This window comes from Bordetella genomosp. 7 (assembly GCF_002261415.1).
GTDB lineage: Bacteria > Pseudomonadota > Gammaproteobacteria > Burkholderiales > Burkholderiaceae_B > Bordetella_A.
This window is the reverse complement of record NZ_NEVI01000020.1, coordinates 13,017-28,363: the sequence shown is the minus strand read 5'-3', so window position 1 is coordinate 28,363 and position 15,347 is coordinate 13,017. Positions and strand designations below refer to the sequence as shown.

Below are 15,347 nucleotides of genomic sequence, written 5' to 3'. Positions count from 1 at the left end.
TCCTGTCTGTATTCGATGGCGCTATGGATTTTCTTATTACACAACTATTGAACAGCCTGGTGTTCGGCATGCTGCTGTTCATGATGTCGGCGGGCCTGTCGTTGACGTTCGGCCTGATGAACGTGGTCAACCTTGCGCACGGCTCGTTCTTCATGATTGGTTCGTTTACCGCGTTCACGCTGGCGCAGTGGTCGGGCAACTTCTGGTTCGCGCTGGCCGTGGGCTGGGTGCCGGCGGTGGCCGCGGCAGTCATGATGGAGCGCCTTTTCATCCGGCCGATGTACAGCCGGCCGCACCTGGACCAGGTGTTGCTGACCTTCGGCTTCATTTTTGTATTTGGCGATATCTGCAAATACCTGTGGGGGCCGGACATACGCAACATTGCGCCGCCCGAGGCCCTGGCGGGAGTGTTTGCGCTGGGCGACACGATGCTGCCCAAGTACCGGGTGTTCCTGGTGCTGTTCGGCGCCGTGGTGGCGGCGCTGCTGTGGTGGTTCCTGGAGCGCAGCCGGATAGGCGCCATGGTGCGCGCCGGTGTCGACGATGCCGCTACCGCCGCGGGCATCGGCATCAACGTGCCGCTGCTGTTCGGCGGCATCTTCGCCCTGGGCGCGGCGCTGGCGGCCATAGGCGGCATTGTGGCGGGCCCGATCCTGGGAACCTACCTGGGCATGGATATCGAGATCCTGATTCCCGCGTTCATTGTCACAGTGGTGGGAGGAATGGGCAGCCTGCGCGGCGCGCTGGCCGCGGGCCTGCTGGTGGGCCTGATCGACACGTTCGGCAAGGCCTACTTTCCGGACTACGCGTTGTTCATGATCTACCTGCTCATGGTGGTGGTGCTGCTGACCCGGCCACAGGGGCTGTTTGGCGTGGCAAAGGCCTGAACATGAAAAGAACTTCTTCTGTACTTGGCGTGCTGCTGCTGTGCGCGCTGCTGGCGGCGGCTCCGTTGGGCGGCAATTATCTGCTGGGCATTACGTCCGAGATCCTGATTTTCGCGATCTTCGCCATGAGCCTGAACCTGCTGGTGGGCTACACCGGCCTGCTGTCGTTCGGGCATGCCGCGTTCTTCGGCGTATCCACGTATGTGGTCATCGGCCTGGGAGTGCACCTGGGGATCTCGGGCTGGATAGGCGCGCTGGTCGGCATACTGGTGTCCACCGGCCTGGCGGCGCTGATCGGCCTGGCCTGCATCCGGGTAAGCGGCATTCCGTTCCTGATGCTGACCATGGCGTTTTCCCAGCTGCTGTTCGCCACCGCCCTGAAGTGGCGCACGGTGACCGGCGGCACGGATGGCCTGATCGGCTTCATGCCTCCCGAACTGTTCGGCTACAACCTGGGTTCAGACCCCGTGGCCCGCTATGTCGTGGTGGTGGCCGGCTTCCTGCTGGTGCTGGGGTTCATGGGTTGCCTGGTGAAGTCGCCGCTGGGCTCGATCTTCATCGGCATCCGTGACAACGAGCAGCGCATGCGTTCCATCGGATACCCGGTACAGCGCTTCAAACTGATTGCCTTCACCCTGGCGGGCGCGCTCGCCGGCGTGGGCGGGGCGCTCTACGCCTTGTTCAACGGCTACGTGTCCACCGACATCCTGCATTGGCACCTGTCGGGCGACGCCATGTTGATGGTGATCCTGGGCGGAAGCGGCACCCTGTTCGGCCCCGCAGTGGGCGCCGCGCTGTTCCTGCTGATGAAAAACTTCCTCAGCTCGTACAACGACTACTGGGCCTTCTGGATCGGCATCATCTTCATCTTCTGCGTGATGTTCATGCGCGAAGGAGTGTGGGGCTACCTGATGTCGCGGCTGTGCGCGCGGCGATGCGCGGCGGCCGACGCGCCCGCCGCGGCCACGACGCCGCCGCCTGCTCTGGACAAGGCGCTGGGAGACAGCAAATGACACTGCTGCAGACAGAAAACCTGTGCAAGGCGTTCGGCAGCCTGGAAGTGACGCGCAATGTGGACCTGGTCGTGCGCGAAGGTGAGCGCCACGTGATCATCGGCCCGAATGGCGCCGGCAAGACCAGCCTGGTGCACCAGCTGACGGGCACGCTGCGCCCGACCTCCGGCCGCATCCTGTTCAAGGGCATGGACATCACCGGCGCGGCGCCCGAGAAAATCTGCCAGCTGGGGGTGGGGCGCACGTTCCAGAAGAACACCTTGTTCCGCTCGCTGACGGTCGAAGAAAACGTGCGGCTGGCGGTGCAGGCCAAGCAGGGCGGCTGGTACGAAGCTCTGCGCAGCGTGGCGTCGCGGCGCGAGCAATGGCGGCGCACCGAAGAACTGCTCGCCCAGGTGCATCTGCAGGACTGCGCCGGGCGGCCGGTGGCCAACCTGTCATATGGCGAACAACGCCAGCTGGAAATCGCCATCGCGCTGGCCGCCGAGCCCGAACTGCTGCTGCTGGATGAGCCTACCTCGGGTATGTCGCCGGCCGAGACCAATCGCATGATCGCGCTGGTGCAGAGCCTGCCCGCATCGCTGGGGCTGCTGATCATCGAGCACGACATGAAAGTCGTGCTGTCGCTGGCGCACACCATCACCGTGCTCTATTACGGCGAGATCCTGGCCAGCGGCACGCCGCAGCAGATCCAGGCCAACCAGCGCGTGCGCGAAGTGTATCTGGGAGGAAAGCACTGATGCTGGTCGTCGACAACATCCATGCCTATTATGGCCAGAGCCATGCCCTGCGCGGTATTTCACTGCAGGTGCAGCCCGGCCAGGTAACGTCCATACTGGGCCGCAACGGCGCGGGCAAGACTACGACCGTGCTCAGCATCATGGGATACCTGAAGCCCCGCAAGGGCGCTGTCACCTATAACGGAACTAGCCTGGTGGGCATGCCTTCGCATCGGATATCGCGCCTGGGCCTGGGTTTCGTGCCGCAGGAACGCGGCGTGTTTCCCAGCCTTAGCGTAGAAGAGAACCTGACGGTGGCCGCGCGCCCCGGGCGCGATGGCAAATGGACATGCGAGCGCATCTACGAGCTGTTTCCCCGCCTGAAGGAACGCCGCAACAACCGGGGTTTCCAGCTATCGGGCGGCGAACAGCAAATGGTGTCGATCGCGCGCGCGCTGATGCTGAACCCGTCGGTGATGATACTGGACGAGCCTTCCGAAGGCCTGGCGCCCATGATCGTCGATGAGATCGTGGCCATACTGCATCAGCTCAAATCCGAGGGCCTGGCCGTGCTGCTGGTGGAACAGAACTTGAGCGCCGCGCTGGACGTGGGAGACATTCACTACGTGCTGTCCAAGGGAGAGATCTGTTTTACCGGCACCAGCGATGCGCTGCGCGGCAATGAAGAGGTGCTTGGCACCCACCTTAGCGTGTAGCCATGTACCGCCGCCCGATATTCCTGGTAACCGGAGGCAGCCGTGGAATTGGCGCTGCCATCGCGCAGCAGGCCGCGCGGCACTATCCCGTGGCGATTCTGTATCGGTCCAACAGCGATGAGGCTGCCCGCGTGGTGGCAAGCATCGAGCGCGAAGGGGGTGTCTGCACGGCGATCCAGTGCGATGTGGGCGACGAAATGGCGTTGATGGACGCCTTCGAGCAGCTGGATCTGCTGGGCCGGGTGGGTGTGCTGGTCAACAACGCCGCTATCACCGGCGGGCTGTCCCGCGTGCGCGATGTGTCGGCCCAGGCGCTGTCCGAGGTATTGCGGGTGAACGTGCAAGGCGCGTTCCTCGCCGCGCGGGAAGCGGTACGCCGCATGTCCACCGCGGCAGGCGGCGAGGGCGGCGTGATCATCAACGTTTCGTCGGGCGCGTCGGTGCTGGGATCGCCCAATCACTGGGTGCACTACGCGGCCAGCAAGGGCGCCATCGACACGATGACCATCGGGCTTTCCAAGGAAGTGGCGGCCGAAGGTATCCGGGTCAATGCCGTCAGGCCGGGACTGGTCGATACCGATATTCAGGCGGGCCGCAGCCCGCAAGAGCTGGCGCGCATGACGGCGGCGATTCCGCTGGGACGCATGGCCAGCGCCGACGAAATTGCCAACGCGGTGCTGTGGCTGGCCTCGCCTGCGGCGGCGTATGTCACGGGCGCATTGCTGGACGTGCGTGGCGGCTTCTAGCGTCGCGGCACACACACAAGGCTTACGGAAACAACCATGACGCAATCCGTATTGATCATCGGCGCGGGCCAGGCGGGGGCCTGGGTGGCGCGCACGCTGCGAAACGAGGGCTATGGCGGCCGCATCGTACTGTGCGGCGATGAGCAAGATCCTCCGTACGAACGGCCGCCATTGTCCAAGGAACAACTGCAGGCCGAACCGCCGTGCATGCCCTACCTGATTGCGCACGAGGAATTTGCCGCCTTGCAGGTCGAGTGGATAGGCGGCGATGCGGCCGTGCGTATCGACCGGGACGCCCGCACGGTAGCGCTGGCGTCGGGCGCAACGCTGGCCTATGGCGCGTTGGTGCTCGCCACCGGCGGGCGCGCCTACCTGCCGCCGGTGCCCGGGTTCGAGCTGGACTGCGTGCATACGTTAAGAACCTTGCCCGACGCGCGCCGCCTGCGCGGCAGATTTCAAACCGGCGCGCGCGTCCTGGTTGTGGGCGGCGGCTGGATAGGCCTGGAGGTGGCCGCGGCCGCCCGGGATGCGGGCTGCGAGGTGACGCTCGTCGAGATGTCGCAACGCCTGTGCGCGCGCAGCGCCCCGGCGTCACTGTCGAGCTATCTGGCCGGCCTGCACGCCTCGCGGGGCGTGTCCGTGCGCCTGGGCGTGAGCGTTACGGCCCTGCGGCCGGGGGAGCGGGGCGGCTGCACGGCGGTGTTTACCGATGCGAACGAGCAGCAGGCTGACTTCGTGGTGGTGGGAGCCGGCCTCAAGGCCAATGACGAACTTGCCGTGGCCGCCGGGCTTGAATGCCAGGGCGGCATTGTGGTGGATGCGCATTGCCGCACATCCGACCCGGCCATCTATGCCGCTGGCGACGTGGCCGTGCTGCGGCGGCCCGACGGATCGCTGCGGCGGCTCGAATCCTGGCAGAACGCACAAGACCAGGGCATCGCAGCGGCGCAGGCCATCCTGGGCAAGCCCGTACATTACGACCCGGTGCCGTTCTTCTGGTCGCAGCAGTACGACGTGCTGATGCAGATGGCGGGCGATGCGGCATGCGCCGCCGACTGGGTGGTGCGCGCACACGATGGCCTGCGCCAGACGCATATCGCGCTGGACGATGGTGGCCGCCTGTTGTTCGGGCTGGGCATCAATGCGCCGCGCGACTTGCGGTTCTTGCGGCGGCATATCGCCGAGGGGACGCTGCTGGATCGCGACGGCCTGGCCGATCTGTCGACCCCGCTTGAAAAAGTCGCCAGGCTGGCCGTCGCGGGCTGACGACATACCGTTCTACTTTTCACTGACAGGAAGCAAGTATGAATACGCCGGACACAAACGCCCTGGCCTCGGTGGTATGTGAGTTCTTCAGCGCGCTGGACACGCGCAACCATGAACAGGCAGCGGCGCTGATGGCCCGCGACGGCACCTGGGTGCGGCAAGGAGCCGAGCTCAAGGGCCGTGATGCGGTGCTCAAGGCGCTGGAGCAACGCGACCCCCAGCGGGCCACTGCGCACGTGGTCAGCAACCTGCGCGTCGAAAGCGCGGAGCCCGGCCGGGCGCGGGTCCGCTTCTACATGACTGCCTACGAAACACGCCCGGGCGTATCCGTGCCTCAGCTGCTGGGCATTCGTGATTCGACGGACGACCTGGTGTACGAAGACGGGGCCTGGCGCATCTGGCGCAAAGACAGCCGCAGGGTGATGCCGCCGGAATAAGCGCGCAGCGCGGGCCCGGCTATCCCGGATGCACCCGTTCCAGAAATTCGCGCATCAACGCGGTTACTTCGTCCAGGTTGGTTTCCAGCAGCCAGTGCCCGCCGTCCAGCAGGTGTAGCTCGGCATCCGGCAGGTCGCGCAGGTACGCGCGCGCAGAGGCCTCGGGCATGTAGTGGTCTTGCGGCCCCCACACTATCAGGGTGGGCGGGCGGTGCCGGGCCAGATATTCGCGATGGCGCGCAAACCAGGCGCGATTCTGCTTCAGGCCGGCTATCAGGTCGATGGCGGCCTCTTTGCGCCGCGGCGTCATCAGCAGCCAGTGCAGCTTCCACAGGTCGGGCGGTATGCGCTGCGCGATGTCCGGGCGCACTGCGTTCAGGAACTCTTCTTTGAAAATATCTTCGGTAATGCTGGCGGCGATGGCCCGGCGCATGTCGGGCTCGGGCAGGTTCCAAGTGGCCTCGATGTCTGCGTACTTGGGGCCCAGCGCGTCTTCGTAGGGGATATCGCCGTTCTGGATGACCAGGGCAACGATGCGCCCGGGCCGCATGATTGCCAGGCGGGCGCCGATGGGCGAGCCGAAATCATGCAGATAAAGCACGAAGCGGTCCAGGCCCAGGGCCTGCACGAAACTGTCCAGAAAAGCCGCGTAGCCGTCGAAGCTGTAGTCGAAGTCGTCTGGTGTGGCGCTATGCCCCGCGCCGGGAAAGTCGGGCGCCACCAGGCGCCACCGGTCGGCCAGCCTGGGCATCAGATTGCGGAATTCGTACGAAGAACATGGGTAGCCATGCGGAAGCAGCACGACGGGGGCGCGGGGCGGGCCGGCCTCGCGATAGAAGATATCGATACCGTTGATGTTGCGGCGGCAATGGCGCACCTGGCTATCCATGGGCGGGCTCCCGTAGTGGGCAGGCATGCGCGAAGACGCATGCGCGGCGGGTGGGCGGCGAGCCAGAAAAGGCGCGCCGGGGGCGGCATGGGTTTATTGTGTGCCGCCCGCCCCGCGTTGACTACCGGGATACACCGACGGGTACGTCTCGATACAGCTTACAACCAGGGCGCGACGCTCAGCGCGGCAGTTCTTCGCCCGTGTGACCGACGGCCGCGCCGTTGGCGCCACCGCCGCCCCGTCCGCGCGCCAGGCGCCACAGCGCCTGCACCAAGGGCCATACCAGCATGATCAGCGCCAGCGTGGTGATGGTGCCCACCAGCCCGTTGGACCAGAACACGTGCAGCCCGGTGCCCGGCCCCAGCATGGACTGGCGGAAGGCGTCTTCCATGCGATCGCCCAGCACCAGCGCCAGGATCATGGGCGCCAGCGGGTACGACAGCTTTTTCAGCACATAGCCGATCACCCCGAACAGCAACATGAACCACACGTCGAGCATGGCATTGTTGACCGAGTAGGCGCCGATGGCGCACACCACGATGATGATGGGGGCCACGATGGCAAACGGAATGCGCAGTATCGCGGCAAACAGGGGCACCGTACTCAACACGATGAGCAGGCCGACGAAGTTGCCCAGATACATGCTGGCGATCAATCCCCATACAAAGTCTTTTTGTTCCACAAACAGCAGCGGGCCGGGCTGCAGGCCCCAGATCATCAGGCCGCCCAGCAATACCGCCGCGGTGGCCGAGCCGGGGATGCCCAGCGCCAGCATGGGAAGCAGCGCCGACGTGCCCGAGGCATGGGCAGCGGTTTCGGGGGCGATGACACCTTCAATCTGGCCGGTGCCGAACTTGTGGCCATTGCGCGAGAAACGCTGCGCCAGGCCATAGCCCATGAACGACGCCGCCGTGGCGCCGCCGGGCGTCACGCCCATCCAGCAGCCGACCACCGTGCTGCGCACCAGCGTCATCCAGTACCGGGGCATTTCTTTCCAGGTCTGCAGCACCACTTTCAGGTTGATGCGGCCGTTCTTGCCTTCGAACTTAAGGCCTTCTTCCATGCTGACCAGGATTTCGCCTATGCCGAACAGGCCGATCACGACCACCAGGAAATCGACGCCTCGCAACAGCTCGGACCAGCCGAAAGTCATGCGCAGGCTGCCGCTGATGGTGTCCATGCCGATGGCGGCCAGCCCAAACCCCACCATCATGGAAATAATGGTCTTGAAGGGCGTTTTTTTGTCGGTGCCGACGAAACTGCAGAAGGTCAGCAGGAACACCGCAAAGAACTCGGGCGGGCCGAACCGCAGGGCAAACTTCGACACCAGCGGCGCCAGGAAGGTGATCAGCAGCACGCCCGACAGGGCGCCGAAGAACGATCCGGTGAATGATGCCGTCAGCGCATTGCCGGCCCGGCCCTGCTGCGCCAGCGGATAGCCGTCGAAGGTGGTGGCCACCGATGACGTTTCGCCGGGGATGTTGAACAGGATCGAGGTGATGGCCCCCGCGAACAACGACCCCCAGTAGATGCACGACAGCATGATGATGGCCGACGTGGGGGGCATGGTGAAGGTCAGGGGCAGCAGAATGGCCACCCCGTTGGGGCCGCCCAGCCCGGGAAGCACACCGATGATCACGCCCAGCACCAGGCCAATGAACATCATGGCCAGGTTGTACCAGCTCAGGACGGTGCCAAAGCCATGGAATAACGCGTTAAGTTCATCCACTTGCGGTCTCCCGTTGCCGGATCAGTAGCCAAACAGGGCTTCAAGCGGCCCCTTGGGCAAAGGCACCAGGAACTGGACCTCGAACATCCAGAACAGCAGTACGTTCACGCCCACGCTGACGAGCAGCGTCTTCAGCCAGGAGATCTTGCCCAGGATGCGCATGAACGCGGCAATGAAGAGCGTCGATGCGACGTAGATGCCCAGGAACTGGATCAACAGCACATACACGGCAGTGGGCAGCAGCACCAGCAGCACCAGGCGGAACCGGTTCCAGGTGACGAACACTTCACGGTTGCGGTTCTTGCCGAAAACCGCTTTCACGAAGACCGCCACGCTGGCCAGGCAGATGATCATTCCCACGTGGTACGGGAAATAGCCGGTTTCCGGCCCGTCTGCCGCCCAGCTCGTGCCGATACGGTGGTTGTCCACCATCATCACCGCGCCGATGATGAAGAACACGACTGCGGTTATGGCGTCGACCGTGCTGTGCGTCAGCCCGCCCGACGACGCGCCGCCCTGCGCTTGCTGTTGATCCATCCTGCGCTCCTCGGCTTATTTCTTCGCGGCCAGGCCGGCTTCCTGCATCAGGGTCTTGTGCTTGGCTTCGTCCTCTTCCAGGAACTTCACGAAAGCTTCGCCGGTGCGGTAGTCGCCCTTGAGCGCCTGCTTGGCCAGGTAATCCTTCCATTCCTGGGTTTCGCTGATCTTCTTGATCAGGTCGGCGTAGTAGGCCGCCTGCTCGGGCGTGGTTTCCGGCGGAAGGAAGAACGCGCGCAGCATCTGGTACTGCACGTCATAGCCTTCTTCCTTGCAGGTGGGAATGTCGGCCCAGGACTGATCCTTGGTGATCTTGTCCTTGAAGGTCATGCGCTCATTCGAGAACACGCACAAGGCATTGACTTGCCCGGCGCGCCACTGGGCGATGTTCTCGCTGGGGTTGTTGACGTTGGAGTTGGTGTGCTTGCCCACAAGCTGGGTCACCGCTTCGCCGCCGCTTTTGTAGGGCACGTAGGTGAACTTCACGTCGGCCGCTTTTTCGAGCGCCACCGTAATGATCTGGTCTTCGCGCTTGGCGCCCGTGCCGCCCATCTTGAACTTGCCCGGCGGCGCGGCCTTCACCGCATCCAGGTACTCGGCGGCGGTTTTGTATGGCTCTTCCGAGTTGGTCCACAGCAGGAATTCGTCCTGCGCGATCATGGCCACGGGGTTCAGGTCGCGCCAGTTGAAGGGCAGGTTCACCGCAATGGGAAGCGTGTAGATGGCGGAAAACGCCACCATCAGTTTGTGCGGGTTGCCGGACGACGCCTTGGTGTCCATGATGCCTTCGGCTCCGCTGGCGCCGCCCTTGTTCAGCACCAGCGTCGATTGCTTCATCAGGTTGTGCTTGAGGATGATGCTTTGCAGCGTGCGCGCCATCTGGTCCGATGCGCCGCCCGCGCCGGCCGGCACGATGATTTCTACCGGCCGCGTAGGTTCCCAGGCCTGGGCCGGCACAGCCGCAAGGCCGCCCAGTGCGGCCAGCGATGCGATCAAGCAGGTTTTCTTCGACAGTCTTTGAGTCAGGTGCTTCATGTGTGTCTCCTCCGGTGGTGTCACGGGGACGCCCGGTATCGGTACGCCTGGTTCGAGCCTTCCTGTACTGCTAGTCCTGTTGTTGCTCCCCTTGCTGCGGACTTCCTTGTTGATGCCGCGCTACGCTTGCGGCCCGGCCGTACGCGCTTACGTCGCTTGCGCCGGGCAGGGCCGGCTGGTCTCTGCCAGATAGTCCATGGCCGCCTGCACGCCGCCCGCGCGATGCGGCACGCCGGCCTTCTTCAGGCCCATTTCCACGCCCGACAAGGTGGCGCAAAGCGTCAGGTCGTTGAAGTCGCCCAGGTGCCCGATACGGAAAACCCTGTCCGAGAGCTTGCTCAGGCCTTGTCCCAGCGACATGTTGAAATGGTCGAGTACGGTCTTGCGCAAGGCGTCGGCGCTATGTCCGTCGGGCATCATCACCGCGGTAAGGGCTGGGCTGTATTCTTCGGGCCGCGCGCACAGAATCTCCAGGCCCCATGCGCGCACGGCGCGGCGGGTGGCCTCGCCATGGCGCTGGTGGCGCGCAAACACGTTGTCCAGACCTTCGGTAAACAGCATGTCCAGCGCTTCGCGCAAGCCGTAGAGCAGGTTGGTTGCGGGCGTGTACGGAAAATAACCCCGCGGGTTGATCGCCAGCATTTCTTTCCAGTCCCAGTACGAACGGGGAAGCCGGGCCGTATCGGCAGCCTTCAGGGCCTTGGCGCTGACTGCATTGAAAGACAGCCCTGGCGGCAGCATCATGCCCTTTTGCGAGCCGGACACGGTGACGTCAACGCCCCATTCATCGTGGCGGTAGTCCAGCGACCCCAGTGACGAGATGGTGTCCACCATCAGCAGGGCAGGGTGCCCGGCGGCGTCGATGGCCTTGCGCACCGCCGGCACGTTGCTGACCACGCCCGTGGCGGTTTCGTTGTGCACCACGCACACCGCCTTGATCTCGTGGCCCGGGTCCGCCGCCAGGCGCCTGCCTATTTGCTCGGGGTCGGCGCCGTGGCGCCAGTCGCCATCCTGGAACTCGACCTGCAGGCCCAGGCGCTCGGCCATTTTTTTCCATAGCGTGGCGAAATGGCCGGTTTCGGCCATCAACACTTTGTCGCCGGGCGACAGGGTGTTGACCAGGGCGGCTTCCCAGGCGCCGGTGCCCGATGACGGGTAGATGATGACGTCGCCGTCGGTCTTGAACACCTTCTTCATGCCGGCCAGCACCGTCTTGCCCAACTCGCCGAATTCCGGGCCGCGATGGTCGATGGTGGCGTGGTCTATGGCTCGCAGCACGCGATCGGGCACATTGGTGGGCCCCGGAATCTGCAGGAAGTGACGACCGGAAGGGTGCGAGTACAACGGCTGCATGTTGAGCTCCTGAGAATTTGGTATACAAAATACCAATTGTGGGGAAGAATACGCACTAAACAAGCAGTTCTGCAAGCAGATTCAATGCGGCGGCACAGCAATTTCTGGAAAGGAAGCAGCCATTAAAATGGGGCGGCTCCAACGCCACGACGCGGCGCGGGGGCCAATCCGGCGACGATATGCGCCCTTGCCACTTTGTATACCAATGAAAATCGAGCCCGTGAGCCTGCATACCCCGGCGGTCCCTTCCGCATCCGAAGCCATCCCCCCGTCTGCGGCGGTAGACCGGCGCACGCTGCCGGCCGCGATTGCCGAGCGCTTGCGCAACATGATCATCGAGGGCGAACTGGCCGCGGGCGTGCGTTTGAATGAACGCGCCTTGTGCGACCGCCTGCAGGTGTCGCGCACACCATTGCGCGAGGCCTTCCGCCTGTTGTCGGCCGAAGGGCTGGTACGCATGCAGCCCAACCGCGGCGCGCATGTGGTGGCGCTGTCCCAGCACGATGTCCGCGAAAGCTTCGAAGTGATGGGCGCGCTGGAAGCCCTGTCCGGCGAACTGGCCTGCGAGCGCATCAGCGACCAGGAAATCGCCGAGATCAAGGCGCTGACGTTCGAAATGCAGGCATGCCACGCCCGACGCAACCTGTCGGCGTACTACCACTTGAACCGGGTCATACACGACCGGATCAATGCGGCAGGGCACAACCAGTTGCTGGCGCAGGTATATACCAACATCAATCTGCGCCTGCAGAACCTGCGGTTCCGTTCCAACCTGAACCTCGAAAAGTGGGACAAGGCCATGCAGGAACACCTGGAAATGGCCGATGCGCTGGCCTCGCGAGACGGCCCCCGGCTAGCCCACATACTGCGCCAGCACCTGCGGCGCAAGTGCGAAGCGGTGCTAGAGCACCTTCAGTCCGCCGACGGCGCCGATGGGCCAGACCCGTCCGATGCCGCCTGACCCGCCACTCTCTGTTCAAAAGGCTTATGAACGCGCCCCTGCCCCCGCCCCTGCATGCCGAACTGAACCCCTTGCACCTGGAACTGGCCGCGCGATTGCAGGGCGCCACACAGGGCGAAGTGCTGTTCGAGCGGGGCGCCAGGGGGCGCTATGCCACCGATGCATCCATCTACCAGGTGGATCCGGTGGGCGTGCTGGTGCCGCGGTCGGCCGATGATGTCGCCGCGGCGCTGGGGCTGTGTCGCGAAATGGGCGTGCCGGTGCTCGCTCGCGGCGCGGGCACATCGCAGTGCGGGCAGACGGTGGGCGCGGCGCTGGTCATCGACAACAGCAAGTACTTGAACCGCGTCCTTGATTTCAACCTGGAAGCCATGACCGTCACGGTGGAGCCCGGCATCGTGCTGGATCACCTGAACGCCTGGCTCAAGCCCCATGGCGTGTGGTTCCCGGTGGATGTGAGCACATCGGCGCAGTGCACGCTGGGCGGCATGGCGGGCAATAATTCCTGCGGGTCGCGATCCATCGCCTATGGCAACATGGTGCACAACGTGCTGGCCATCGATGCCTTGCTGCTCGATGGCACGGCGGCCACGTTCACCGACACCAGCCGCATGGGCAACGCGCCGCCGCGCGTGCGCGCCATCATGGACCGGCTGGCCGACATTGCCGCGCGCGAGCGCGACGAAATCGCGGGCAAGGTGCCCGCCGTGCTGCGCCGGGTGGGCGGCTACAACCTGGACATCTTTCACCCGCAAAGCCCGCGCCCCTATACGGCCGACGGGCAGGTCAACCTGGCGCACATGCTGGTGGGCAGCGAAGGCACGCTGGCCTACACGCGCGGCATCACCCTGAAGCTGTCGCCGCTGCCCGCTGCCAAGGCACTAGGCGTGGTGAACTTTCCCACGTTCTACCAGGCCATGGACATGACCCGCCATATCGTGGGGCTGGGGCCCTGTGCGGTCGAACTGGTGGATCGCACGATGATAGACCTGGCGCGCGGCAACCCGGCCTTCCGCCCGGTGATCGACAAGGCGCTCATCGGCGAACCCGAGGCCATCCTGCTGGTGGAGTTCGCGGGCCAGTCGCATGCAGACCAGCTGGCCAGCCTGGCCAGGCTGGTGGAACTGATGGGCGACCTGGGCCTGCCGGGGTCGGTGGTCGAAATGCCCGACGCGGCCGCGCAAAAGGCGTTGTGGGACGTGCGCAAGGCCGGCCTGAACATCATGATGAGCATGCGCGGCGACGGCAAGCCTGTGTCGTTCATCGAAGACTGTGCGGTGCCCCTGGAGCACCTGGCCGAATACACCAGCCAGCTGACCGAGGTGTTCGCCAAGCACGGCACGAAGGGCACGTGGTATGCGCATGCATCGGTGGGTACGCTGCACGTCCGGCCCATCCTGGATATGCGCCGCGACGGCGCGGCCCGGATGCGCGCCATCGCCGAAGAGGCCGGGGCGCTGGTGCGGCGCTACAAGGGCGCGTTTTCCGGCGAGCACGGCGACGGGCTGGTGCGCAGCGAGTGGGTGGCGTGGCAGTTCGGCCCCCGGCTGACGCGCGCCTTCGAAGAAATCAAAGACGCCTTCGACCCCGACCGCCTGATGAACCCGGGCAAGATCGTGCGCAGCACACGCATGGACGATCGCACGCTGTTCCGCTTCAAGCCCGAATACCAGGTCATTGCGCTGAAGCCCGCGCTGGACTGGTCGGCCTGGAACGTGAACAGCGACCCCGCCACCGAGACGCTGACCGCGCCCGGCACTGGCGGAGACCCTGCCCATGGGCTGGGCAAGGCCGTGGAAATGTGCAACAACAATGGCCATTGCCGCAAGTTCGATGCGGGCACCATGTGCCCCAGCTACCGTGTCACGCGCGATGAACAGCACCTGACGCGCGGGCGCGCCAATACCCTGCGGCTGGCCCTGTCGGGGCAGCTGGGCCCCGATGCGCTGGTGTCCGACGAAATGCGCGCCACCATGGACCTGTGCGTCAGTTGCAAAGGCTGCAAGCGCGACTGCCCCACCGGCATCGACATGGCCCGCATGAAAATCGAGTTCCTGAACCAATGGCGGCAGAAGCGCGGGCTGGCGCTAAAAGACAAGATGGTCGCTACGCTGCCGCGCTGGGCGCCCTGGGCCAGCCGCGTGCCGTTCTTGCTGAACCTGCGCGACGCGCTGCCCGGGCTGGCGCGGTTGTCCGAACGGCTGCTGGGCTTTTCCGCGCAGCGCACGCTGCCGCAATGGAGCAGCGATGTCTTCACCCGCCACGCCAAGTCCGCCGACTCGAACACGGCAGACGTGGTGCTGTTCGCGGACACCTTCAACAATTACTTCGAGGCGGACAATGCTCGTGCCGCGCAGCAAGTGCTGCAGGCGGCCGGCTACCGTGTGCACGTCGCCGCGCCCGCGCCCGGCGATGCCGAACCGCGGAGGCCCCTGTGCTGCGGCCGCACGTATCTGGCGGCGGGCATGGTCGACCAGGCCAGGGCCGAAGCCCGCCGCGTGGTCAATGCCCTGCAACCCTTTGTCGAACGCGGCGTGCCGATCGTGGGCCTGGAACCGTCGTGCCTGTTGACCCTGCGCGACGAGTTCCTGGTCATGGGCCTGGGCGACGATGCCCAGGCGTTGTCGCGGCATGCCTACCTGTTCGAAGAGTTTCTATCCACCGAGCTGAAAGCGGGGCGCTTGAACCTGAAGCTGAAACCGTTGCCGCAAAAGCGGGCGCTGCTGCACGGGCACTGCCACCAGAAGGCCTTCGACGCGGTCAGGCCGGTGCAGCAAATACTGGGGTTGATTCCTGAACTGAAAGTGGAGCTGATCGAATCCAGTTGCTGCGGCATGGCGGGCAGCTTCGGCTACGAGGCTTCGCATTACGACACGTCCATGAAAATGGCCGAACTGTCGCTGTTGCCCGCGGTGCGCAACGCCGGGGCCGATACGCTGCTGGTGGCCGACGGCACCAGTTGCCGGCACCAGATTGCCGACGGCACCCGGGCGGACGCGCGCATGAAAGCCGAGCATGTGGCGCGCGTCCTGCTCAGGGCGTTGGCCGCCTGACGCCTG

Annotated in this window: 14 protein-coding genes; 9 read left to right on the top strand and 5 right to left on the bottom strand. The window is 64.8% G+C overall.

Features of this window, described 5'->3' with window-relative positions; genetic code table 11:
• Positions 1-23: 23 nt before the first annotated feature.
• Genes CAL18_RS16120 through CAL18_RS16090 form a run of 7 tightly spaced genes read left to right on the top strand, consistent with a single transcriptional unit; the run spans position 24 to position 5,784 of the window.
• Positions 24-887, top strand: coding sequence for a branched-chain amino acid ABC transporter permease (locus CAL18_RS16120; RefSeq protein WP_094797418.1), 864 nt, complete (start codon positions 24-26; stop codon positions 885-887).
• Positions 888-889: 2 nt separating this feature from the next.
• Positions 890-1,900 carry a branched-chain amino acid ABC transporter permease gene (locus CAL18_RS16115; RefSeq protein ID WP_094818311.1) on the top strand — a complete coding sequence of 337 codons (1,011 nt, stop codon included), beginning with the start codon at positions 890-892 and terminating at the stop codon, positions 1,898-1,900.
• Positions 1,897-2,640, top strand: a complete 744-nt coding sequence (locus CAL18_RS16110; protein WP_094797416.1) for an ABC transporter ATP-binding protein — start codon at positions 1,897-1,899, stop codon at positions 2,638-2,640. Before CAL18_RS16115 ends, CAL18_RS16110 begins: the two co-directional genes overlap by 4 nt.
• A complete protein-coding gene (locus CAL18_RS16105; protein ID WP_026641439.1) occupies positions 2,640-3,335 on the top strand; it encodes an ABC transporter ATP-binding protein in 696 nt (231 codons plus the stop codon). Before CAL18_RS16110 ends, CAL18_RS16105 begins: the two co-directional genes overlap by 1 nt.
• 2 nt (positions 3,336-3,337) lie before the next feature.
• Positions 3,338-4,081, top strand: coding sequence for an SDR family oxidoreductase (locus tag CAL18_RS16100; protein ID WP_094818310.1), 744 nt, complete (start codon positions 3,338-3,340; stop codon positions 4,079-4,081).
• A 36-nt stretch (positions 4,082-4,117) separates the two neighbouring features.
• The gene (locus CAL18_RS16095; protein ID WP_026641441.1) at positions 4,118-5,347 is read left to right on the top strand and encodes an NAD(P)/FAD-dependent oxidoreductase; all 1,230 of its coding nucleotides are present in this window, start codon (positions 4,118-4,120) and stop codon (positions 5,345-5,347) included.
• A 38-nt stretch (positions 5,348-5,385) separates the two neighbouring features.
• Positions 5,386-5,784 carry a nuclear transport factor 2 family protein gene (locus CAL18_RS16090; protein ID WP_026641442.1) on the top strand — a complete coding sequence of 133 codons (399 nt, stop codon included), beginning with the start codon at positions 5,386-5,388 and terminating at the stop codon, positions 5,782-5,784.
• Positions 5,785-5,803: 19 nt separating this feature from the next.
• Here the strand turns inward: CAL18_RS16090 and CAL18_RS16085 are convergent, their stop codons facing one another.
• The 5 genes from CAL18_RS16085 to CAL18_RS16065 all read right to left on the bottom strand — a co-directional run bounded on the left by CAL18_RS16085 (position 5,804) and on the right by CAL18_RS16065 (position 11,327).
• Positions 5,804-6,673: an alpha/beta fold hydrolase gene (locus CAL18_RS16085; protein WP_094818309.1), complete on the bottom strand. Its 870-nt coding sequence runs from the start codon at positions 6,671-6,673 to the stop codon at positions 5,804-5,806.
• A 178-nt stretch (positions 6,674-6,851) separates the two neighbouring features.
• Complete coding sequence (locus tag CAL18_RS16080) at positions 6,852-8,402, bottom strand: tripartite tricarboxylate transporter permease (RefSeq protein WP_026641444.1); 1,551 nt, start codon at positions 8,400-8,402, stop codon at positions 6,852-6,854.
• A 21-nt stretch (positions 8,403-8,423) separates the two neighbouring features.
• Positions 8,424-8,939: a tripartite tricarboxylate transporter TctB family protein gene (locus tag CAL18_RS16075; protein WP_026641445.1), complete on the bottom strand. Its 516-nt coding sequence runs from the start codon at positions 8,937-8,939 to the stop codon at positions 8,424-8,426.
• 15 nt (positions 8,940-8,954) lie between these two features.
• The gene (locus CAL18_RS16070) at positions 8,955-9,974 is read right to left on the bottom strand and encodes a Bug family tripartite tricarboxylate transporter substrate binding protein (RefSeq protein WP_051423929.1); all 1,020 of its coding nucleotides are present in this window, start codon (positions 9,972-9,974) and stop codon (positions 8,955-8,957) included.
• A gap of 147 nt (positions 9,975-10,121) precedes the next feature.
• Positions 10,122-11,327, bottom strand: coding sequence for a pyridoxal-phosphate-dependent aminotransferase family protein (locus tag CAL18_RS16065; protein WP_026641447.1), 1,206 nt, complete (start codon positions 11,325-11,327; stop codon positions 10,122-10,124).
• A 205-nt stretch (positions 11,328-11,532) separates the two neighbouring features.
• Here CAL18_RS16065 and CAL18_RS16060 point away from each other — a divergent pair, with 205 nt between their 5' ends.
• Together CAL18_RS16060 and CAL18_RS16055 are read left to right on the top strand one after the other, a co-directional pair.
• Positions 11,533-12,288, top strand: coding sequence for a GntR family transcriptional regulator (locus tag CAL18_RS16060; protein ID WP_038852733.1), 756 nt, complete (start codon positions 11,533-11,535; stop codon positions 12,286-12,288).
• Positions 12,289-12,314: 26 nt separating this feature from the next.
• Positions 12,315-15,341 carry an FAD-binding and (Fe-S)-binding domain-containing protein gene (locus CAL18_RS16055; RefSeq protein WP_094818308.1) on the top strand — a complete coding sequence of 1,009 codons (3,027 nt, stop codon included), beginning with the start codon at positions 12,315-12,317 and terminating at the stop codon, positions 15,339-15,341.
• The last annotated feature ends 6 nt before the right edge of the window (positions 15,342-15,347 follow it).